The 20,174-nt window shown below is 63.5% G+C and carries 17 protein-coding genes; 10 read left to right on the top strand and 7 right to left on the bottom strand.

Annotated features, from left to right (window positions below):
* Positions 1 to 20: 20 nt before the first annotated feature.
* The 4 genes from ettA to JF545_RS08160 all read right to left on the bottom strand — a co-directional run bounded on the left by ettA (position 21) and on the right by JF545_RS08160 (position 4,235).
* Entirely contained in the window at positions 21 to 1,682 is a 1,662-nt protein-coding gene (gene ettA, locus JF545_RS08175; RefSeq protein WP_206941197.1) for an energy-dependent translational throttle protein EttA, read from the bottom strand.
* Between the two features lie 296 nt (positions 1,683 to 1,978).
* Positions 1,979 to 2,179, bottom strand: a complete 201-nt coding sequence (locus JF545_RS08170; RefSeq protein ID WP_206941195.1) for a PA3496 family putative envelope integrity protein — start codon at positions 2,177 to 2,179, stop codon at positions 1,979 to 1,981.
* A gap of 146 nt (positions 2,180 to 2,325) precedes the next feature.
* Entirely contained in the window at positions 2,326 to 2,760 is a 435-nt protein-coding gene (locus tag JF545_RS08165; protein WP_206941193.1) for a PAS domain-containing protein, read from the bottom strand.
* A 161-nt stretch (positions 2,761 to 2,921) separates the two neighbouring features.
* On the bottom strand, positions 2,922 to 4,235 hold the full coding sequence (locus tag JF545_RS08160; RefSeq protein WP_206941191.1) for an MFS transporter: 1,314 nt from the start codon (positions 4,233 to 4,235) through the stop codon (positions 2,922 to 2,924).
* A gap of 62 nt (positions 4,236 to 4,297) precedes the next feature.
* Between JF545_RS08160 and JF545_RS08155 the strand changes: the two genes are divergently transcribed.
* The gene (locus JF545_RS08155; protein WP_206941189.1) at positions 4,298 to 4,567 is read left to right on the top strand and encodes a SelT/SelW/SelH family protein; all 270 of its coding nucleotides are present in this window, start codon (positions 4,298 to 4,300) and stop codon (positions 4,565 to 4,567) included.
* A 165-nt stretch (positions 4,568 to 4,732) separates the two neighbouring features.
* On the top strand, positions 4,733 to 5,626 hold the full coding sequence (locus tag JF545_RS08150) for a DMT family transporter (RefSeq protein ID WP_206941187.1): 894 nt from the start codon (positions 4,733 to 4,735) through the stop codon (positions 5,624 to 5,626).
* A gap of 96 nt (positions 5,627 to 5,722) precedes the next feature.
* Here the strand turns inward: JF545_RS08150 and JF545_RS08145 are convergent, their stop codons facing one another.
* Positions 5,723 to 6,376 carry an arylesterase gene (locus tag JF545_RS08145; protein WP_315900533.1) on the bottom strand — a complete coding sequence of 218 codons (654 nt, stop codon included), beginning with the start codon at positions 6,374 to 6,376 and terminating at the stop codon, positions 5,723 to 5,725.
* A 91-nt stretch (positions 6,377 to 6,467) separates the two neighbouring features.
* On the opposite strand from JF545_RS08145, the gene JF545_RS08140 reads away from it, so the two are divergent.
* The 8 genes from JF545_RS08140 to JF545_RS08110 all read left to right on the top strand — a co-directional run bounded on the left by JF545_RS08140 (position 6,468) and on the right by JF545_RS08110 (position 17,147).
* Positions 6,468 to 7,217, top strand: a complete 750-nt coding sequence (locus tag JF545_RS08140; RefSeq protein WP_206941185.1) for an ABC transporter ATP-binding protein — start codon at positions 6,468 to 6,470, stop codon at positions 7,215 to 7,217.
* 80 nt (positions 7,218 to 7,297) lie between these two features.
* A complete protein-coding gene (locus JF545_RS08135) occupies positions 7,298 to 9,874 on the top strand; it encodes an ABC transporter permease (protein WP_206941777.1) in 2,577 nt (858 codons plus the stop codon).
* An 82-nt stretch (positions 9,875 to 9,956) separates the two neighbouring features.
* The gene (locus tag JF545_RS08130) at positions 9,957 to 11,507 is read left to right on the top strand and encodes a polyphosphate kinase (protein ID WP_206941183.1); all 1,551 of its coding nucleotides are present in this window, start codon (positions 9,957 to 9,959) and stop codon (positions 11,505 to 11,507) included.
* 279 nt (positions 11,508 to 11,786) lie between these two features.
* Positions 11,787 to 13,175: a hypothetical protein gene (locus JF545_RS08125; RefSeq protein WP_206941181.1), complete on the top strand. Its 1,389-nt coding sequence runs from the start codon at positions 11,787 to 11,789 to the stop codon at positions 13,173 to 13,175.
* Positions 13,176 to 13,303: 128 nt separating this feature from the next.
* A complete protein-coding gene (locus JF545_RS20065; RefSeq protein WP_261315895.1) occupies positions 13,304 to 13,432 on the top strand; it encodes a hypothetical protein in 129 nt (42 codons plus the stop codon).
* A complete protein-coding gene (glyA, locus tag JF545_RS08120) occupies positions 13,419 to 14,684 on the top strand; it encodes a serine hydroxymethyltransferase (RefSeq protein ID WP_206941179.1) in 1,266 nt (421 codons plus the stop codon). Before JF545_RS20065 ends, glyA begins: the two co-directional genes overlap by 14 nt.
* Positions 14,685 to 14,988: 304 nt before the next feature.
* Entirely contained in the window at positions 14,989 to 15,930 is a 942-nt protein-coding gene (locus tag JF545_RS08115) for an HAD-IIB family hydrolase (RefSeq protein ID WP_206941177.1), read from the top strand.
* Positions 15,927 to 17,147: a glycosyl transferase gene (locus tag JF545_RS08110; protein ID WP_206941175.1), complete on the top strand. Its 1,221-nt coding sequence runs from the start codon at positions 15,927 to 15,929 to the stop codon at positions 17,145 to 17,147. Before JF545_RS08115 ends, JF545_RS08110 begins: the two co-directional genes overlap by 4 nt.
* An 80-nt stretch (positions 17,148 to 17,227) precedes the next feature.
* Here JF545_RS08110 and dsbG read toward each other — a convergent pair whose 3' ends face one another.
* Together dsbG and JF545_RS08100 are read right to left on the bottom strand one after the other, a co-directional pair.
* Entirely contained in the window at positions 17,228 to 18,133 is a 906-nt protein-coding gene (gene dsbG / locus JF545_RS08105; protein WP_224908411.1) for a thiol:disulfide interchange protein DsbG, read from the bottom strand.
* Between the two features lie 196 nt (positions 18,134 to 18,329).
* On the bottom strand, positions 18,330 to 20,120 hold the full coding sequence (locus JF545_RS08100; RefSeq protein WP_242520748.1) for a sugar phosphorylase: 1,791 nt from the start codon (positions 20,118 to 20,120) through the stop codon (positions 18,330 to 18,332).
* Positions 20,121 to 20,174: the final 54 nt, after the last annotated feature.

Raw genomic sequence — 20,174 nt, 5'->3', positions numbered from 1 at the left:
CAGGTCAACAACCTGTCAGATCAAGCGTCGATGCGCTTGTACTTCATGCGGTGCGGGGTGTCGTCGCCGACACGCTTCTTGTGGTCCGCCTCGTACTCGGTGTAGTTGCCATCGAAGAATTCAACGTGCGAGTCGCCCTCGAAGGCCAGGATATGCGTCGCGATGCGGTCCAGGAACCAGCGATCGTGCGAGATCACCATGGCGCAGCCAGGGAAGGCCAGCAGGGCTTCTTCCAGGGCGCGAAGGGTCTCGATATCCAGGTCGTTGGACGGTTCGTCAAGCAGCAGCACGTTGGCGCCCTGCTTGAGTGTCTGCGCCAGCTGCAGACGGCCACGCTCACCGCCGGACAGGTCACGCAGGAACTTCTGCTGATCGTTGCCCTTGAAGTTGAAGCGACCGACGTAGGCGCGAGAAGACACCTCGTAACCGTTGATGTTGAGGATGTCCTGTCCGTCGGACACCGCCTCCCACACGGTCTGCTTGTCGTCGAGGGCATCACGCATCTGCTCGACGTAGGCGATATCGACGGTGTCACCCTTGACCACTTCGCCAGCGTCCGGTGACTCGCTGCCCTGAATCAGCTTGAACAGGGTGGACTTGCCGGCACCGTTGCCGCCGACGATACCGACGATGGCACCCTGGGGAATGGTGAAGCTCAGGTCTTCGTAGAGCAGCTTGTCGTCGAAGCGCTTGGTCACATTGTGGAATTCGATGACCTTGTCGCCGAGGCGCGGGCCAGGCGGAATATAGATCTCGTTGGTCTCGTTGCGCTTCTGGAAATCGCCAGACTGCATTTCCTCGAAACGGTTAAGACGCGCCTTGCTCTTGGCCTGGCGGCCTTTGGCATTGGAGCGCACCCACTCGAGCTCGTGCTTGATCGCCTTCTGGCGAGAGGCCTCGGCCTTGGCTTCCTGTTCGAGGCGCTTTTCCTTGGCTTCCAGCCACTGGGAGTAGTTGCCTTCGAAGGGGATGCCCTGGCCACGATCCAGCTCGAGGATCCAGCCGGCCACGTTGTCGAGGAAGTAACGGTCGTGGGTGATGGCCACCACGGTGCCGGAATAGTCGTGGAGAAAGCGCTCCAGCCAGGCCACGGATTCAGCATCCAGGTGGTTGGTCGGCTCATCCAGCAGCAGCATGTCTGGGCTTGACAGCAGAAGGCGACACAGCGCTACGCGGCGGCGTTCACCTCCAGACAGGTGCCCGACGTTGGCCTCCCAGGGTGGAAGCCTGAGAGCGTCGGCGGCCACTTCCAGCTTGCGCTCGAGGTTGTGGGCGTCGGCGGCTTCGATCAGGTTTTCCAGCTTGGCCTGCTCGGCGGCCAGAGCGTCGAAGTCGGCATCCGGTTCAGCATAGGCAGCGTAGACGGCGTCCAGTTTAGTCTGAGCGTCCTTGATCTCGCCCAGTGCCTCTTCGACGGTCTCGCGCACGTTCTTGCTGTCGTCGAGCTCGGGTTCCTGCGGCAGATAGCCAACGTTGAGGCCGGGCATCGGACGAGCCTCGCCTTCGATCTCGGTATCCACGCCGGCCATGATGCGCAGCAGGGTGGATTTACCGGCACCGTTCAGGCCGAGCACGCCGATCTTTGCCCCCGGGAAGAAGGACAGAGAGATGTCCTTGAGGATCTGCTTCTTGGGGGGCACGACCTTGCCCACCCGGTTCATGGTGTAGACGTATTGCGCCATGGGAACTCGCTAAAGTTGGGAAGCGGTGCCATGCAGGGCTGTCGGCGTACCTGGACGTCGTCAGCGCTCATGTTGTCCGGCTTCCTCAGTTGGGTTCGCGGAAAAAATGCTGGCCACAGATGATAGAGCCGGAGCACAGCGAACGCCAGCCACCAACCAAGATTCACCGCCTGCCGGCAGCGGAAGGGCTTAAGCAAGCCCCACCGAGAGAGACGCAAGAGCAGTACGCGCAAGCCCGATCGGCATCCCTATGGCCTCGGTGGCTCGTTTGGCAACTTGCGCGTCAGAGGCTTGCCCTATTCTTCCTCGTCGTAGTCCCAGTCATCGTCGATGGCCTGGCGCAATCGGCGTTCTTCCAGCAGGGCTTCGACTCGTCGCCTGGCGCGCAGGGTATCACTGCGGCTTGAGGATCGACTGCGTGAGTAGTCTTCGTCGTTGACCGCGTCCTGATCGGACAGGTCGAGATAGGCATCATCGAGAAGGGAATCGCGGCTCATGTGGAGTCTCCCATGGCCAGAGCGCCGGGGCGCGTCATATCACTCCATGCTTCCGGTACCCGGAAAGCGCCAACAGAATCCTTGGATTCTGTTGGCTATATAAGCGCGAATCGAGAAAAGTGCAAGAGGGGAAGAGCAATGGGCTGTCAGGCGCCGCTGGCGGCTGAACGTAGGCGTCCCAGCTCCTCGTGATCTGCAACGCGCTCCGAGACGTCCTTCTGGACCCCGATGAAGTAGACCAGTTCGTCGCTTTCATCGAAGACGGGCGTCAATGAGAGTTCGTTATAGAAGAGGGTGCCATCCTTCTTGTAGTTGCGCAGGACTTCCCGGCAGGGGCGCAGCTCGCGCAGCGCCTCGCGGACCGCATCGAGGCCAGGCTGGTCGGTATCGTCATTCTGCAGGAAGCGGCAGTCGCGGTAGAGAATCTCGTCTGCGCTGTAGCCGGTAAGACGCTCAAAGCCCTGATTGACGTAGATCAGGATGTGTTCGTCGCCTTCCTTTTCGGCCACCACGATCCCGTCCTCAGAGGCATTGATGATGCGTTCAAGCAGTTCCGGGTCGATCATGCTGGGTCGTTTCATGGGACGTCCTGTTAAAGGCTGCACGGGGGCTTCACCCGGAAGGCCGAGGGAAGTGGTGTCACTTTCAGCATAGTTGGGTCCCTAGCATGGGGATGCATGTCATTTAAATCAATGTCTGTCGAAGACATCTTGTGGGTCACCCAGAGCAAAGCAACCCCTCGTCACTCCTCGACTTCAGGGAGCCTGCGTGCACTTAACGCCGCAAGGCCTGCCGTGGCTGCCAGTACCAGCATCAATGGCCCCGTGCCGAGCCACTGGGCCAGGCCGCCGATGAACGCACCGACGGCCAGCATCAGAACACCGGTGATGGTGTTGGAGAGTGCCACGTACAGTGCCCGGTCATCGGCGCCAGCCATGTCTACCACGTAGGTCTTGCGGCCGAGCCGAATACCGGAGTGGACGATGACCAGCAGTCCGTAGACCAGGGCATAGGGCCAGGTACTGGCGGCAACGGCCGCCGGTGCCCAGGCCAGCCCCGCGCCCAGCAGACAGCAGAGTGTGGTGCCGATGGCGCCATCGCGCATGACGGTTCTGCTGGAAGCGTCGGATCGCTTGCCCCAGATGGGGCTCGCGACCATGCCGGCGACACCGGATACCAGGATCAGCAGGCCCAGGCCACCCAGCTCGGCGCTGCCATTGTTCTGGGCCATGAGCGCGACATAGGGCAGTGCCAGGGCGCTGGACAGCAGCAATGCCCGAGTCAGGTTGAAGTGCCGGAAGGCGACGTCGTCACGCATCAGCGCTACCCCGGTCTTGATCGAGTGCCAGACGCTGTCGCCGCCGTCGGTGGCCCCTTCGGCTTCCTCGATGGCCGCCGCGCACAAGGCGTTGAGCGTCCAGCCAAGTGCAGCGACGCTGAGCAGAATGGCCAGGGCCAGCTGACCTGGCCGGTCATCGAACAGGACCAGCACCGCACCCGCTGCCAGTGTCACTGCGCCCGCTACGCTGCCGCTCCAGCCCATCAACGTGCCGCGCCGCTGCTTGGAAATGGTCTTGCCCAGCACATCCTTGGTAGCGATGGAGGAGAGCCCCCTGGCCAGCGACAGCACGATCAGGGTCAGCAGCACCAGACTGCCGCCCAGGCTGCCGGACCCCCACAGTGCCAGTCCCGCGAGGACGGCGGCGGCGATCGCCTGCAGCAAGCCCCCGACCACCCACACCCATTTGCGCTGGGGCTTGAGGCGAATGAAGCCAGCCACAAACAGTTGGGGCAGCAGGGCGCCCGCTTCGCGGATGGGCACCAGCAGGCCGACCATCCAGGTCGGCGCGCCAATCGCGCCCAGCAGCCAGGGCAGTACCAGACGTGCGCTGGACAGCTCGTCGGCCAGCTTGTTGCCGAGAGCGGCGAACAGGTGCAGGAAGAAGTTGCGGGGCTGTTCGTTGCAGGCGCTGTCGGGGATGTCCTTGCACAGCCGGCTGTCCTCGTCGCCGGTCAGCCATTCGTAGAGTCGGGTCTGGGTCTCGCCTATGGCCATGTGAGGGTTCCTGGCTGATAAGATGCTGAAGGTATCCACGTGCTTGAACAGGGAGACTGAACTTGGCACGAATCCGAATTATCTACTGTACGCAATGTCAGTGGCTTTTGCGTAGCGGCTGGTACGCTCAGGAGTTGCTGTCCACCTTTGGCGAGGAGTTGGCAGAAGTCACCCTGGTGCCGTCTCATGGGGGGCAGTTCGAGATCCATGTTGATGACGAGGTAATCTGGGAGCGCAAGCAAGATGGCGGCTTCCCGGATATCAAGTCGCTGAAACAGCGTGTTCGGGATGCCATCGCCCCAGGGCGCGACCTGGGACATATCGACCGCTAGCAGGGGGGCGCGGGTGCGCCCCCGCCTAATCACCGAAGGCCATGGGAAACCGGCCTGCTGCTGTGAATGCAGTGCGATCAGCGTGGTCTCGCATGTGGTCTCGCGTGTGGTCTTGCGTAGCCCCGCTGTCGCTGCCACTGCTGCGCCATGATGCAAGGAACTGCAATGACTTCTGATCGACAGGCGATGGCCTTTGGGCTGGGCGCCGTAGCGCTGTGGTCCACCGTGGCCACTGCCTTCAAGCTGGCCCTGACGCACATGAGCCCGCTGGAATTGATGTGGCTGGCGGCGCTGGTGTCCTGGGCGCTGATGGGGGGGCTGGTGATCTATCGCGGTCAGCTTCGCCACGCGCTGAAGAGGGGCTGGAAGACGGCGCTTTGGGCAGGACTGATGAACCCGGTGGCCTATTACTTGGTGCTGTTCGCCGCCTATGACCGACTGCCCGGCCAGGAAGCCATGGCACTCAACTACACCTGGGCGCTGGCCATGGCGCTGCTGGCGGTGCCGATCCTCAAGCAGCGCCTGACCCGCATGGACATGGTAGCCGGACTCGTGGCCTACGCCGGCGTGTGGGTGATTGCCACCCGCGGCCAGGTCTTCAATGTGGATTTTGCCGACCCCCTGGGGGTCGCGCTGGCGCTGGCCTCAACCCTGATCTGGGCCCTTTACTGGCTGCTCAATGCTCGCGATCAGCGTCCTCCGCTGGTGGCGCAATGGCAGAACTTCAGTGTTGGGGTGCCGGTGCTGACCGTGCTGCTGGTGCTGGGGCCAGGGATGCAATGGCATGGCACGGTGTCCTTCGCCGCCGGCATCTACGTGGGCCTGTTCGAGATGGGGATTGCCTTCGTCCTGTGGCAGGCGGCCATACAGCGGGTCTCGCGCACGGCCAAGGTGTCCAACTTGATCTTTCTATCGCCGCCGGTATCGCTGATGCTGCTGTACCTGGTGGTCGGAGAGCCTATCCAGGCGTCGACCCTGTTGGGGCTGGTGCTGATTCTGGGAGGGCTCGGCCTGCAGCAGTGGCAGAAGGCGCCAGCGGTCGCCACTGCCAGCGAGTGAGGCAAGACAGCGAGTGAGGCAAGACAGCGAGTGAGGCAAGACAGCGAGTGAGGCAAGGCAGCGATTCGCCTGCGCTGGCGTTGATGCCGGGCTGGCCTATGAGGTCTCCGCTGACGCCGGGTCTCCCGCTTCGCTGGTCGTGGCGGCGCCATCCAGCAACGGTGACAGGGCCGGCCAGACGTTGTCGAGCATGATGGGCTGCGCCTCTGCGGTGGGGTGAATGCCGTCGTCCTGCATCAGTTCCGGTGTCAGCGCCACCCCCTCGAGCAGGAATGGGACCAGAGGCACCTGATGACGCTGCGACAGCTCCCTGAACACACCGGTAAAGGCCTCACGATAGGCATCACCGTAGTTGGGGGGAATGTCGATACCCAGCAGCAGGACCTCGGCCCCAGACTGTTGGCTACGTTCAATCATGCTCTCGAGATTGGCGGACATCTGGGCCGGGGGCAGGCCTCGGAGGCCGTCGTTGCCGCCCAGCTCCAGCAGAACCAAATCCGGGTCATGCTGTCGCAGAAGTTCGGGCAGACGCGTGGCGCCACCGCTGGTGGTCTCGCCGCTGATACTGGCATTGACGACATCGGCGCGTTGATCGAGGCGTTGTGCCAGCAAGGCCACCCAGCCTTCTTCGCGCTCTATGCCGTAGGCGGCGCTAAGGCTGTCGCCGACCACCAGCAGAGTCGGTGGTGCTGTGTCAGACTGGGCCCATAGTGCCCCCGACAGGGGCAGCGCCAGCACAAGTCCCGACAAGACCGGCAGCCACCTGCGCCTGGTGGCCCTCACGCAAGAGCCGGCGAACGACGCTCCTATTCTTGCCATCGTCCGAGGAATTGCTATCACCATGTCGCTGTCTCCCACGTGTGAATCCGTCAACTCTGCTGCTGCTCCGGTCCTTCTGGCGCGTGGCCTGTCCAAGCATGTCACCAGCGGCAGTCGCGAACTGACTATCCTGCGCGACCTGGAGCTTGAGGTACAGCCCGGGGAAAGCCTGGCCATTCTCGGGCAAAGCGGTGCCGGCAAGTCGACGCTGCTGGCGCTGCTCGCCGGTCTCGATACGCCCAGTGCTGGCGAGCTCGACATGTTCGGTACGTCACTGACCGCGCTCGATGAGGACGGCCGAGCGGCGCTGCGCAATGGCCGGGTCGGTTTCGTGTTCCAGAACTTTCAGCTGTTGCCTACCCTGACCGCGCTGGAAAACGTGTTGCTGCCTACCGAGCTTACCCCGCTGGATCGCCCCGAGCAGCGTGCCCGCCAGTGGCTCGAGCGGGTTGGCCTGGGTGAGCGGCTTGCTCACCTGCCCAAGCAGCTGTCCGGTGGCGAGCAGCAGCGTGTCGCCCTGGCGCGCGCCTTTGTGACTGGGCCCGAGCTGGTCTTTGCGGACGAGCCCACGGGAAATCTGGACCCCGAGACCGGGGAGCGCATCATTCAGACCCTGTTTGAGCTCAACCGTTCCGAGCGAACCACGCTGGTGCTGGTCACCCATGACCATGCCCTGGCACGGCGCTGCGATCGCTGCCTGCAGCTGGCCTCCGGCAAGCTGGTCGACATGCCCCTGTCGCAGCTGGGTCCCGCCGCGGAGGTGTCGTCATGAGCGCAGGCTCCCACCAGCCAAGCAGCACAGCATCGGCGTCAGCCGCCAAGGGGATGGGAAGCCGTCATGCCCGGGTGTTCATGCGGCAGTGTCTGATGGCACTGCGCTCGCTGCGGCGTGATCTGCGGGCCGGGGACGTGCGCGCGCTGCTGGTGGCACTCACCCTGGCGGTGGCGGCCTCCACCATGATGGGCTTCTTTCTCGATCGTCTCGAGCGAGGCCTGACCCGCCAGGCCAGCCAGATGATGGGCGGGGACGTGGTGCTTGAGCAGTCCGATCCCTTTACCGCTGAGGTGCGTCAGCGCCTCGAAACGGCAGGAATGACGCTGAGTGACCAGGTCGACCTGGTCTCCATGGCCAGTCGTGACGGTGCCTTTCAGCCCGTCAGTATCAAGGCCGTTGATCAGGATTACCCCCTCTACGGGGCGTCACGGGTCGACCAGGGGCAGGGTACCGAGGAACTGACCACAGGCCCGGCTCCGGGTGAGGTGTGGCTGGCCCCCAGGCTTGAAACCCTTCTCGATATCGAACTTGGCGACCAGCTGGACCTGGGGCAGGGGAGCTTTCGCGTATCTGGCTGGATCGAACGCGAGGCCGACCAGTCCGCCGGGTTCGGCAGTTTCAATCCCCGGGTGATGATGCACGTCGATGACGTCGAGTCCACCGGCCTGATTCAGCCAGGCTCACGTATCGAGTACGAAATTCTGGCGGCCGGTTCGCCTGATGCAGTGGCCTCCCTGTCCGGTTGGCTGGCGCAGCTTCGCGCCGAAGGTGTCGAGGTGCGCGATGTGCGGGTGGATCGACCGCGTCTTGGCTCGGCCCTGGAGCGGGCGGAGACCTACCTTAGCCTGGCCGGCCTTGCTGCTGTCCTGCTGGCTGGCGTCGCGGTTGCCATGGCCACCCGTCGCTATGTGGACCGACACCTGGATACCGCCGCGTTGCTGCGCTGCTTCGGCGCGTCGCAGCAGGACCTGACCCGTGTCTTTGCGCTGCAGCTGGCGGGCTTGGCTGTTGTCGCCAGTACGTTGGGAGCAGCATTAGGGTTGGCAGGCCAGGCGGCGCTGCTCGCCTTGATGCAACGCTTTCTGCCGCTGGAGCTGCCGCCTCCCGGCATCTTGCCGCTATGGCTTGGCATCTTGACCGCCGTCGCGGTGCTGGCGGGCTTCGCCGGGCCGACGCTGCTGCGATTGAAGCGTGTCAGTGCACTCAAGGTCCTGCGGCGTGAACTTGACCCCTTGCCGGCCTCCGGCTGGACCCTGCTGGGGGCGGCAGCGCTGGCCTTTGGCGGATTGCTGTGGCTGTATTCTGGCAGCCTGGGACTGGCGGCAGGACTGCTGGTGGGAGGAATGCTGGCACTGGCGCTGCTGTGGGGGCTGGCCGGGCTGATACTTGACGGAGTGCTGAAGCTCGTCTCCCGGTGGCAACATGGCCGACCTGACAGCGTCGCCAATGCCCTGCGTCTTGGCGCCCGCCAGCTGGCCCGTCGCCGTACCGCGAGCCTTGGACAGATGCTCGCCTTCGCGGTCACCTTCTTTGCCATGACCATGATTGCTCTGGTGCGAGGGGATCTGCTGACCACCTGGCAGGCTCAACTGCCCGACGACACGCCCAACCACTTTGCGATCAATATCCAGCCGACCGAGCGAGATGCCTTCGAACGACAGCTTGGTGATATTGCCCAGACCACCAGTGACCTTTATCCCATGGTCAGAGGAAGAATCACGGCGATCAATGGCGAGCCCCCGCGGCAGGCCGTCCCCGCCGACGCTCAGGGAGAGAATGCGCTGCGCCGGGAGCTTAACCTGACCTGGCGAGCGTCGCTGCCGAGCGGCAATCGGCTGGTGGCTGGTGAGTGGTTCGCCGCGTCAGCCAACGCAGATGACTGGCTGTCGCAGGTGGACGCTGAGCCAGCCGCGTCGTCTCCCGAGACAGTGACAGCCCCCATTTCTGTGGAACGTGAGCTGGCAGAGAGACTGGGACTAACGCTTGGGGATCGACTCAGTTTCAGTATCGGGGCCGACACCCTGGTCGGAGAAATCACCAGCCTTCGTGATCTCGATTGGGACAGCTTCAAGCCCAACTTCTATGTGATCTTCCCGCCGGGAGTGCTCGAGCGTTTCGGACACAGCTTCATCACCGCCTTCTATCTGGAGGCGGATCGCAAGGCTGACCTGGGGCAGCTGGTGGCGTCCTTTCCCGGCGTGACCTTGCTGGATGTGGATGCGCTGCTGGGCCAGGTGCGCGACGTGCTGGGACAGGTGACTCGCGCCGTCGAGGTGGTATTGGCGTTCGTGCTGCTGGCGGGGGTTAGCGTGCTCTATGCCGCTCTGATTGCCAGTCAGCCGGTAAGGGCCCACGAAAGTGGACTACTGCGCGTGTTTGGCGCGGGACGACGGCTGCTGGACCGCGTGCAGTGGTCCGAGTTTGCCGTTCTGGGCTTGGCCAGTGGACTGATGGCCGCACTGCTGGCCGAGGTCGCCACTGCGGCGTTATACCTGCTGTGGTTGGACCTTCCTCCCCGCTTTCATCTATGGATCTGGTTGGTGGTGCCGTTGTCCGGCGCGTTGATCCTGGGGGCGGTAGGGCACCTGTTGTCTCGAGGCCTGCGGCGCCAAGCGCCTGCGGCAAGCCTTGGGCTGTTGGGAAGCGCTGAGTAGCTGTCGAGCAGGGCAGGGCGCACAGTGGTTCCTGGGCAAGCGACATCAGCGCAGCGGTCGCGACCGCCGCGAAGGAGTGAACATGGGCAAGTCTGCGCAGGGAACGACCGAGAAGGGAGCCAGTGGCGATGGTGCGCAGAGCGCTTCAGGGGCGAGCGTAAAGCGCAAGCGCGCCAAGCCGGACAAACGACAGGGCAGCAACAAGATGTCGGCCGAAGAGCGGCTGCGCTTCGGCCTGCTGTCTGCGCAACTGACCCTGGCTCAGCAGGCGGATCGGGCGGTGTTGGTACTGGTCGCGGGACATGCGGCGACCGGCAAGGGCGAGCTGATCAATCAGCTCAACCACTGGCTGGAGAACCGGCTGACGGAGGTGCACGCCCTGGCGCCAGGAGACGAGGAGCGCTGTCGTCCCTACTGGTGGCGCTTCTGGCATCGCCTGCCGACGCGCGGACGGCTGGGAGTGTTCGTGCACGGCTGGGTTGGCGACGCGGTCCTCGCGCGGGCTTCCAGGGCGCTGGGCGAAGGCGCTTACAGTGACCGTATCGAGCAGATGCGCCAGTTCGAAGCCGAGCTCGCGGCCGATGGGGTGCAGCTGGTCAAGCTGTGGCTGCAGATCGACGCCGAGAGTCAACGCCGACGGCTCGAGATGCTGGCGGCAGACCCGGCGACTCGCTGGCAGGTCACCGAAGACAAGTGGCGGCGGCACGCTCAGCACGGGCTGCTGGATGAATTGGCGCGGGACCTGCGCAAGCGCACCCACCGCCGCCACAGTCCCTGGATTGAGCTGGACGCCAGTTCTGGCGACTCGCTGCTGCCCCAGGTGGCAAAGCTTCTCGAGAACGTCATGACAACGCCTCCTCCCGCCCTGGAAGCGGAGTCGTCACAGGCGCTGGAGGCGGTTCAGCCTCCCTCCCTGGCGGCGCTGGTGCAGCGAGAAGCACCTGAGCGGCTAAAGAAGCGCGACTATGTTGAACGCCTGTCCGAGTCTCAGGCCCGCCTGGCGGAACTGGCCCGCAGCGCCGCGCGCCAGCGAGTCCCGCTGGTGGTCATGTTTGAAGGCCACGATGCGGCGGGCAAGGGCGGTGGCATTCACCGCCTGACGTCTGCCCTGGATGCCCGGCTCTATCAGGTGCACCAGATCGCGGCACCGACCGAGGAAGAGTTGCTGCATCCCTGGCAATGGCGCTTCTGGCAGCGACTCCCCAGGGATGGCAGGGTCGCGGTGTTCGACCGCTCCTGGTACGGCCGCGTGCTGGTCGAGCGGGTGGAGAGCCTGGCCGTGGAAGATGACTGGCGTAGAGGCTACGAAGAAATACGCCAGTTCGAGGCGCGTCTGCTGGAGCATGGGGCGGTAGTGGTCAAGCTGTTCCTTGCCATCGACAAGGATGAGCAACTGGCCCGCTTCGAGGCTCGCGCCGCCACGCCCCACAAGCGCCACAAGTTGACCGATGAGGACTGGCGTAACCGCGAGCGGTGGGACGATTACCAGCAGGCGATCGACGAGATGTTCAGCCAGACTCATGTGCCCGGTGCCGAGTGGACGCTGATCGACGCCAATGACAAGCGCAGGGCGCGGCTGGAGGTGATCCAGGAAGTCAGTCGGCGGCTTGCCGCCAGGCTGCCCTTGGCATGATTATCCCTTCGGGTCTACCGGGTACCACAGCGACGGTGCCTGAGTCGGTCGAGAGGTGTCGTCGAGAGGTGTAAGAGTGGTGTGATAGCAGTGTGGCGTCAGGGCTGGCGTCATAACAAGGCTGTCGGCGGTCATGACGACAGGCTACAGTGATTCACTCAGGCCCATCTTGCTAGCGACCGGACGGATGGACCGGTCGGACGACACAGACGTTGCGACAGCCAATTGTTGAGATGGCTGAAAGGCTGATAACCGAATTCACAGGGGAGGTGAACCTCGATGAAGTATCTGATTCAACCGCGCCATGGGGCGCCACTTGCGCTGCTGCTGGCGCTGGGGTCCGGTATGGCGCAGGCCGATGCCGAACGTCTTGAGGCGGACCTCAAGACGATGCTGGGAGGCGAGGGCACGCTGGAGATCGGTGACGTGTCCGATGAACTCTTCGGCAGCACCACCAGCGCCGAGGATCTGGTGTTGACGGGCCCTGATGGAGAGCGGCTCAGTGTTGCTCGCTATCTGGTCGAAGGTGACTACGAGTCGCCCGACGAAGTCGTGCTGGAAGAGGTGGAACTGATTGACCGTGGCGCGAGCATGACCCTCACCCGGTTGAGCTTCGAGGAGCCCGGTCAGGCGGTTCTGGACCTGCGTGAACTGCCCTGGGGCCAGGACAATCCCCTGGCGGGGCTACGTCTGGAAGGCCTGGTCATGGACCAGAGCGAAGGATCGGTGGGCGCGGACCTGCCCTGGGGCGAGTTTCCCGGACAGATCAATATCGACAGTCTGGAAGCGACTGAGCTCAGCCAGGATGCCATCGGTAGTCTGGTGCTGTCGGGCCTGACGGGGGCGTTCCAGGGGGACGAAGACCTGGGCACCGGGACCTTTGCCCTGCCGTCGCTGAGCCTGACCGGCTTGAAGGGAATGGAAGGCGATTCGCCGACCGTCGACGCGCTTGAGCTGTCCGACTTCTCGCTGGATTCCGATCGTGTGGTGGCCTCCTTGGCCAGCCTGGTGGCGGATGGCGACATGACGGATGGGGCCTACAGCGGTCGCATGGAAGGACTGGCCCTGGACCTGGCGAAGATGATCGAGCTGGCGCCGGCGGATGAGCGCACCCAGCTGCGCATGGTCGCCAATGTGTTGACCGGAGGCACCGGGCAGTTGACCCTGGATGCCGACATGGACGGCACTTGGGAAGCACAGGGATCCAATGGCCAGGTGGCCAGTCGCTTTACCATGACGGCCCGTGACGCCCTGCGTATCGGTTTCGATAGCGACCTGCCCGTCAATCTTCCCAAGGGCCAGGACCCCGCGACCTATTTCGCGGGCCTGAACGACTGGACCGAGCTGGATCTGCAGGGAGGCGATGTGTCGCTCGATATCGGCGATCTCGGCGTCTTCGGACGGATTGCCCCGGTGATCGCGGCGACCCAGGGAGTCTCGGAGGACGCGCTGCTTGAGCAGTTCCGGACCCAGGCGGAAGGCTTCGGCATCATGATGGGGCCCCAGATCGGGGCGGTGCTCAGCGGTATCGTCAAGATGATGGCGGGCGAAGCCAGCAGCATGCAGATCACCACCGAGCTTCCGCCCAGCCAGCATATTCAGAAACTGGCCAAGGAAGACCCGATGGGTCTGCCGGACGCGCTGTCGATGCAGGTCACGGTGGAGTAATCGCGGTAAAGCGGCGCATCGCAAGGGAAGGATGAGTCGCTGCGCCGACGGCGGCCACGTCGTCGGCGTCCAAAATAACCGGCCTGTTCAGGCGTGGTTCAGTAAAACTAACCCCAAGATGAGAAATCATGGAACAGCTCATGACGGTCTTTCATGTGAAAGCGGTCATGGGCTGCGCTATTATGGCGGCCCGATTTATACGATTCTCTGTCGTCTTTCCCCTGCCGCGAGGTTATGCCGCCGATGTTCAGCCGTGATATGCAGATTGCCGGTTTCGATGATGCCCTGTTCGATGCCATGCAAAAGGAAGTGGCTCGTCAGGAAGCCCACATCGAACTGATCGCCTCCGAGAACTATGCCAGCCCCCGCGTGATGGAGGCTCAGGGTAGCCAGCTGACCAACAAGTACGCGGAAGGCTATCCCGGCAAGCGCTACTACGGTGGCTGCGAGTACGTCGACATTGTCGAGCAGCTGGCCATCGACTACGCCAAGGAGCTGTTTGGTGCCAGCTACGCCAACGTTCAGCCGCACTCCGGCTCCCAGGCCAACGGCGCGGTCTTCCAGGCGCTGGTCAAGCCGGGTGATACCGTCCTCGGCATGAGCCTGGACGCTGGGGGCCACCTGACCCACGGCGCACGTCCCAACTTCTCCGGCAAGCATTACAATGCCGTCCAGTACGGCATCGACGAGTCCGGACGTATCGACTACGAAGAAGTGGCACGTCTGGCCCGCGAGCACCAGCCGAAGATGATCATTGCAGGTTTCTCTGCCTACTCCCAGATCATCGACTGGGCTCAGTTCCGCAAGATCGCTGACGAAGTGGGCGCCTACCTGCTGGTCGACATGGCCCACGTGGCGGGTCTGGTGGCGGCGGGTGTCTACCCGACTCCGCTGCCCCACGCCCATGTGGTCACCACGACCACCCACAAGACGCTGCGCGGACCCCGCGGTGGCCTGATCCTGTCCGCCGAGAACGATGCCGACATCGAGAAGAAGCTGCAGTCCGCCGTCTTCCCTGGTGGACAGGGTGGGCCGCTCGAGCACGTGATCGCGGCCAAGGCGATCTGCTTCAAGGAAGCCATGGCGCCCGAGTTCAAGACCTACCAGCAGCAGGTGGTCAAGAACGCCCAGGTGATGGCCAAGGTGTTTATCGAGCGCGGTTACGATGTGGTGTCCGGTGGCACCGAAGATCACCTGTTCCTGCTCTCCCTGATCAAGCAAGGCCTGACCGGCAAGGATGCGGATGCCGCTCTGGGCCGCGCTCATATCACGGTCAACAAGAACGCCGTGCCTGGCGATCCCCAGAGCCCGTTCGTGACCTCTGGCCTGCGTATCGGCACCCCGGCGGTGACCACTCGCGGCTTTGGCGAGGCCGAGTGCGGCGACCTGGCCGGCTGGATCTGCGACATTCTCGACGTCATGGCCAGCGGTGAGTCCAGCGAAGCCGTTGAAGCGGACGTGAAAGCCAAGGTCGAGGCAGTCTGCGCTCGTCTTCCGGTCTACGCCTGATAGCGGCAGGGTAAGCACCATCAGGAACCGTAGCCTGATGACGTAGCCTGCACGACGGAATGCCCCCATGAGCCCTGCTCGTGGGGGCATTTTCATGCTGGCGGCATGCTCATCCAGGGGCTGGCCAAGCCTGCCGGGTGCTGCTGCACCATGTTGGTGCCTGGGTGTGCACCTGTCCTGACCTCGGTGGATGCTTCGTTGTGCACATGTTTTTGCATGTGACTGTTTTATTTATCTTCCTTAACGCGGTGGCGTGCCCCTTGCTATGAGTCAAGGTGAACTCTTTTGATGCGAAGGCCCTGCCATGCACGCCACTGCCACGCCCTGCCTGGGCGACAGCGCTGAACCCCGCCTTCTGTTTACCGACCTGGATGGCTCTCTACTTGACCACCATGACTACGACTGGGCGCCTGCCCAGCCGTGGCTCGAGACGCTGCGCAAGGCCGGTGTCGGGGTGATTCCGGTGACCAGCAAGACGCGCAGTGAGCTGCTTGGCTTGCGCCAGGCGCTGGGACTTGCTGATCAGCCCTTTATTGCCGAGAACGGAGCGGTCATCGCCCTGCCCGAGAGCTGGTGCCATGCCAGGCGCGAGGGTCCAGTGGGCCCCGATGGCCTGGTCATTCGCACCCTGGGTGTCGATATCGGACTGATTCGTCGGCGCGTGGCGATCTGGCGGGAGCGTCTGTCGGCGCGCTTTCTGACCATGAGTGAAATGGCGCTGGAGGACGTCGTGGCGTTCACCGGCCTGGATGAACAGGAGGCACGCCTGGCGCGCCTGCGCGAAGGCAGCGAGCCGCTGCTGTGGGAGGACGACGATGCGCTGTTGCAACGCTTTCGCGAAGGTCTGGCAGGCGATGGCCTGCGCATGACCCGTGGCGGACGCTTCTGGCATGTGCTGGGGGACACAGACAAGGGCCAGGCGGTGCGTTGGCTGTGTGCGCGCTACGAAGCGTTGAAGGGCAAGCGACCGACCACCCTGTCCCTGGGCGACGGCCCCAATGACGTGGCCATGCTGGAGGCAACCGACGCCGCGGTGGTGATTCGCGGCCAGCATGGTCTGGATGTCCGGCCGGATCAGCCAAACCTCTACCGCAGTGAAGGGATGGGGCCACGGGGCTGGGCCGAAGGGGTAGCCCATTGCTGGGGAGCGAACCCTCAGGCCCTCGAGGCAGCGGCCAGGGAAGACCAGGGCGCGCAGACAGACGATCAGCATCACCATCTTGGCGGAAAAGAGGACGACGCATGAGCGATTTCCATCAGAACGGCATCATTACCGATTTTCACAACCTGACCCGTCGTTCTGCCGAAGAGCTTGAGGCGGACCTTGAGCAGTTCTCCAGACAGCGGCCGCTGGGGCTGATCCTGCCGTCGCTCTATTCTGAACTGGAAGGACCGGCACTGGATGCGATCGTCGAGACCTTGTCGAGTGCCGACTACTTGTCCGAGATTGTCATCGGCCTGGATCGTGCCGACCGCGATCAGTTTCTGCGTGCTCGAGAATTCTTCTCCCGCCTGCCCCAGCACCACCGCATCCTGTGGAATGATGGACCTCGCCTGCGCGAGCTCGACGCCGACCTGTCTGCCGAGGGGCTTGCCCCACAGCAGCCGGGCAAGGGGCGCAACGTCTGGTTCTGTGCGGGCTATGTCCAGGCATCGGGGCGCACGGCAGCGGTGGGACTGCACGATTGCGATATTCTGACCTACGACCGCTCGCTGCTGGCCAGACTGATGTACCCCGTGGCGCATCCACGCTTCAACTACGCGTTCTGCAAGGGCTACTACTCGCGCATCGCCGAAGGCAAGCTGAACGGACGGGTGTCTCGACTATTGGTCACGCCGCTGCTGCGGGCGCTGAAGACCATGCACGGGCCGCTGCCTTATCTGGACTATCTCGATAGCTATCGCTACCCGCTGTCAGGCGAGTTTTCCATGCGCACGGAGGTGCTCGACAACCTGCGCATACCCGCCGACTGGGGACTGGAGATCGGGGTGCTGTCCGAGGTGCACCGTGACCATTCGACCAACCGCCTCTGTCAGGTCGACATTGCCGATGTCTACGATCACAAGCATCAGCCGGTCTCTGCCGATGATGCCAGTGCGGGGCTCAACCGCATGAGCCTGGATATTGCCAAGGCGCTGTATCGCAAGCTGGCAACGCAAGGGGTGGGATTCTCCTCCGAGGGTTTTCGCACGCTGAAGGCGACCTACTACCGACTCGCTCTGGATTTGATCGAGTCCTACGACCACGATGCCACCATGAATGGCCTGAGCCTCGATCGCCACGCCGAAGAGCAGGCCGTAGAGCTGTTTGCGGCGAATCTGATCGAGGCGGGAAATGCTTTCCTCGACAACCCCCGGGAGAAGCCCTTCATTCCCAGTTGGAACAGGGTAAGAGCGGCGCTGCCGGATCTTCCACAGCGCCTTTATCAGGCGGTGGAAGCCGACAACGCCGGAGATGTCTAGGAGGGAGAGTGCCTGTCACGGGGGCTCGCCATGGCAAGGCCCTTGTGATGACAGAGCTGATCCGCTGTGGTGCCAGCCCCTCAGGGGCTGGCGCTTCCCATGATGGTCTCGAACAGGGCCTGTCCCGGCAGTCCCTGAGTCATTTCGACCTTGCCATCATGGCGATAGACCATGCCTGGGGTGGCCACCATACCGAAGCCTCGGAACAGCTCATGATTGCTCTGTAGACGCTGTTCCAGGTCGCGGGGTAGCTGGCGCATCGGCGTAATCGGATCACCCCCTTCGTGAGCGGCCAGGGCGGCAGAGGGGTCGTCCGCGGCCAGCATGGTGACCGCCTGGCGTGGGCTCGCTGGATCCAGTATGCCCACCATGACGTGGCGTAGCTGGACCTCTCCGCTCTCCACGAAGGGGCGGGTCATCTGCCACAGGCGGGTGCAGTATGGGCAGTTGGGATCGGTGAAGACGTACACCGTGCGCGGCGCGTCCGGGTCGCCATCAGCGATCCAGGCGCTGTCAGCCAGGTCCTGCCACACCGCTTCATCCTGAGGTCCTTGCACCAGTCGCTCCAGCGGCTCTTCCGACAGGTTGTTGGCCTCACCGTCAATCAGGTTGCCGACAATGGCGTGCTCGCCATCGGCAGTCACGAAGATTGTCATGGGCTGGCCTCGGTGGCTGGCAGCGTAGCCCTCCAGGCCTCCAGGGGCATCAAATTCTCCATGCACTTCCAGGCCTTCTTTCTCGAGGGCCTCGATAGGCGCGGGGTAATCCTTGGCTTCGACGCTGGATAGCGGCAGCAGGCCGAAGGCCACCGCAGCAAGGGTCATGAAGGATCGCGGGTAACGCGGGCGCGATGGGGCATCGGGGCGGCGGGGGGTGTCCTGACTCATCGGTGTTCGGGCTCGCATGTCGTTGTCGGAGGGGCGCGCAGAGGTGACCTGATCATCCCGGTGGTAGGGCGGCCAGTGCTGTGACAACAGCTGGGACAACAGGATGAGAGGTCAGTTCGGTGGCCGGCCCGGTTGGTGGGGTTACGGATAAAGGAAACGCTGCAGTCATCAGCCGAGCGGCGCCAGGCGCCCGCAGCGCAGACGCCGGAGCCTTTGCGCTACAGGTGAGGCGTTCGAGGGGCGCGCAACGCAGCGAATCGTTGGTGCAGGCAGTGATGCAGTGCTTCCTGAACGCTCAATCATGACGTACCAGCCATAGTGAGCGATAGGGCGCCAGGGTATCGCAATGGCGCCATTCGCCGCCCTCCAGCAGGTCCTCCCAGCCAGGACGTTCGAGTTCCGCCATGGCCAGAGGTTGCGGGCGGTCGGTAACATTATGGATCGCCAGCAGGCGACGGCCGCTGGCAATCGGCCCACGCTGAATGGCCAGCAATTGTGGCGCGGTTGGCACCACCGTCTGAGCGGCGTCGGGGTGGAAGCAAGGCTCTCGACGGCGCAGTTCAAGGCGACGCGTGAGGGCGACGAATACCTCACGGGTCGGCGTGTGCCGGCTGTCCAGCAGCATCCCCAGTTCCTGGCGCTGCCAGCGCTTGCGGTTGATGGAGCGCAGGCGCCCGCTGCGCTCGACGCCATCTTGGTCATTCTGGGTAGCCGTCAGACAGTGAATGTAGACCCCGGGTATGCCCTTCAGGACCAGCATCAGGTGCTGACTCAACAAGAAGCGCTCGACCTGCCAGGGGTCGGGGCCTCGGCGGGTGCCGCTCATGGCATCGAACCAGGTGATGTTCAGTTCGTAGGGACTGTCACTGCCGTCGCTCTGGCGGCGCATGCTGACAAAGCCACCGAAGCGCTGCATCAAGCCAACCAGAGCATCGATTTCGTGTTGCTCGAGCCAGCCTTCCAGCGGTCGTACCCCGATGCCGTCGTGGCTGGCCGTGAAGTTGAGATAGCTGCAGCCCTCTGGAAGCTCGGGCAGCGTGTTCAGCCAGCGGGCGATGGTGCCGGCCTCACCGCTGGTCAGGGTATGCAGCAGCAGTGGGGGCAGCGGGAACTGATAGACCAGATGGGCTTCATCCGGTGGCGTGTGCTCACGCTCCAGGCCAAAGTAGCTGATGTTCTCGGCGTGAGGCACGTTGGTCTCGGTGATGATCAAGGTGCCGGGAGCCACATGATCGACGATGGCGCGCAGCAGACGCACCACGGCGTGGGTTTCGGGAAGGTGAATGCAACGGGTGCCGGGCCGTTTCCACAGGAAGGCGACGGCGTCCAGGCGCACGATCCGCGCGCCCTGCTGAAGATAGAACAGCAGTATGCCGATGAATTCGATCAGCACGTCGGGGTTGGCAAAGTTCAGGTCGATCTGGTCCTCCGAGAAGGTGGCCCACAGATGGCGTACCCCCCGACGGGTACTGACCGGTACCAGCAGTGGAGAACTGCGTGGCCGGACGACGTCGCTGAGATCCGTTTCCGGGTCCATCTCGATGAAGTAGTCACGACCGGGCAGGTTGCCGCCCAGGTAGTCGGCAAACCACAGCGACTCCCTTGAGACATGATTCAAGACCAGATCCACCATCAGGTCGTGGCGGCTGGCCAGCCGCCTGATGTCTCGCCACTCGCCCAGGGCCGGGTCGACCTCGCGGTAGTGAATGACCGAGAAGCCATCGTCGCTGCTCCAGGGAAAGAAGGGCAGCACGTGCACCCCGCTGAACACGCCAGCCAGTCGGCTGTGAAGAAAGTCATCGAGCACGGCCAGGGGAGGTTTGGGCGACGTCTCCTGACCGCTGTCCGAGCGTGATTCGTGCTCATCGATCAGCGAATCACCGTACAGAATCAACCATTGATCCTTTTCACTCCACAGTTCGTTTCTTGCACCATGACGGTGCGAAAGACGGGCGCCCTGCGCTTCGATCAGGCGCAACAGGCGGCGCAGCACTTCCTCGCTACGTTCTCCATACAGAGGTGTCAGCAAGGCTTTGGCATGCTGCTGGAAGCGGTCTGCGTCCATCGCTGTGAGGGGTGGGGCCATGGCGTCCTCCTTGGGCGGGCGAGGCGGGAGGTTGCGCCTGTGCCCGACGTCTTA

It is taken from the genome of Halomonas litopenaei, assembly GCF_017303055.1.
Lineage (GTDB): Bacteria > Pseudomonadota > Gammaproteobacteria > Pseudomonadales > Halomonadaceae > Halomonas > Halomonas litopenaei_A.
This window is presented reverse-complemented; position numbering and strand designations above follow the sequence as displayed.

What these genes read in the sequence shown, in the direction of transcription:
- JF545_RS08170 (WP_206941195.1), bottom strand. Translation starts at nt 2,179, where the DNA reads ATGAGCCGCGATTCCCTTCTCGATGATGCCTATCTCGACCTGTCCGAT.
- glyA (WP_206941179.1), top strand. Translation starts at nt 13,419, where the DNA reads ATGTTCAGCCGTGATATGCAGATTGCCGGTTTCGATGATGCCCTGTTC.
- JF545_RS20065 (WP_261315895.1), top strand. Translation starts at nt 13,304, where the DNA reads ATGGAACAGCTCATGACGGTCTTTCATGTGAAAGCGGTCATGGGCTGC.
- JF545_RS08140 (WP_206941185.1), top strand. Translation starts at nt 6,468, where the DNA reads ATGTCGCTGTCTCCCACGTGTGAATCCGTCAACTCTGCTGCTGCTCCG.
- ettA (WP_206941197.1), bottom strand. Translation starts at nt 1,682, where the DNA reads ATGGCGCAATACGTCTACACCATGAACCGGGTGGGCAAGGTCGTGCCC.
- JF545_RS08135 (WP_206941777.1), top strand. Translation starts at nt 7,298, where the DNA reads ATGCGGCAGTGTCTGATGGCACTGCGCTCGCTGCGGCGTGATCTGCGG.
- JF545_RS08100 (WP_242520748.1), bottom strand. Translation starts at nt 20,120, where the DNA reads ATGGCCCCACCCCTCACAGCGATGGACGCAGACCGCTTCCAGCAGCAT.
- JF545_RS08130 (WP_206941183.1), top strand. Translation starts at nt 9,957, where the DNA reads ATGGGCAAGTCTGCGCAGGGAACGACCGAGAAGGGAGCCAGTGGCGAT.
- JF545_RS08150 (WP_206941187.1), top strand. Translation starts at nt 4,733, where the DNA reads ATGACTTCTGATCGACAGGCGATGGCCTTTGGGCTGGGCGCCGTAGCG.
- JF545_RS08125 (WP_206941181.1), top strand. Translation starts at nt 11,787, where the DNA reads ATGAAGTATCTGATTCAACCGCGCCATGGGGCGCCACTTGCGCTGCTG.
- JF545_RS08160 (WP_206941191.1), bottom strand. Translation starts at nt 4,235, where the DNA reads ATGGCCATAGGCGAGACCCAGACCCGACTCTACGAATGGCTGACCGGC.
- JF545_RS08110 (WP_206941175.1), top strand. Translation starts at nt 15,927, where the DNA reads ATGAGCGATTTCCATCAGAACGGCATCATTACCGATTTTCACAACCTG.
- JF545_RS08165 (WP_206941193.1), bottom strand. Translation starts at nt 2,760, where the DNA reads ATGAAACGACCCAGCATGATCGACCCGGAACTGCTTGAACGCATCATC.
- JF545_RS08115 (WP_206941177.1), top strand. Translation starts at nt 14,989, where the DNA reads ATGCACGCCACTGCCACGCCCTGCCTGGGCGACAGCGCTGAACCCCGC.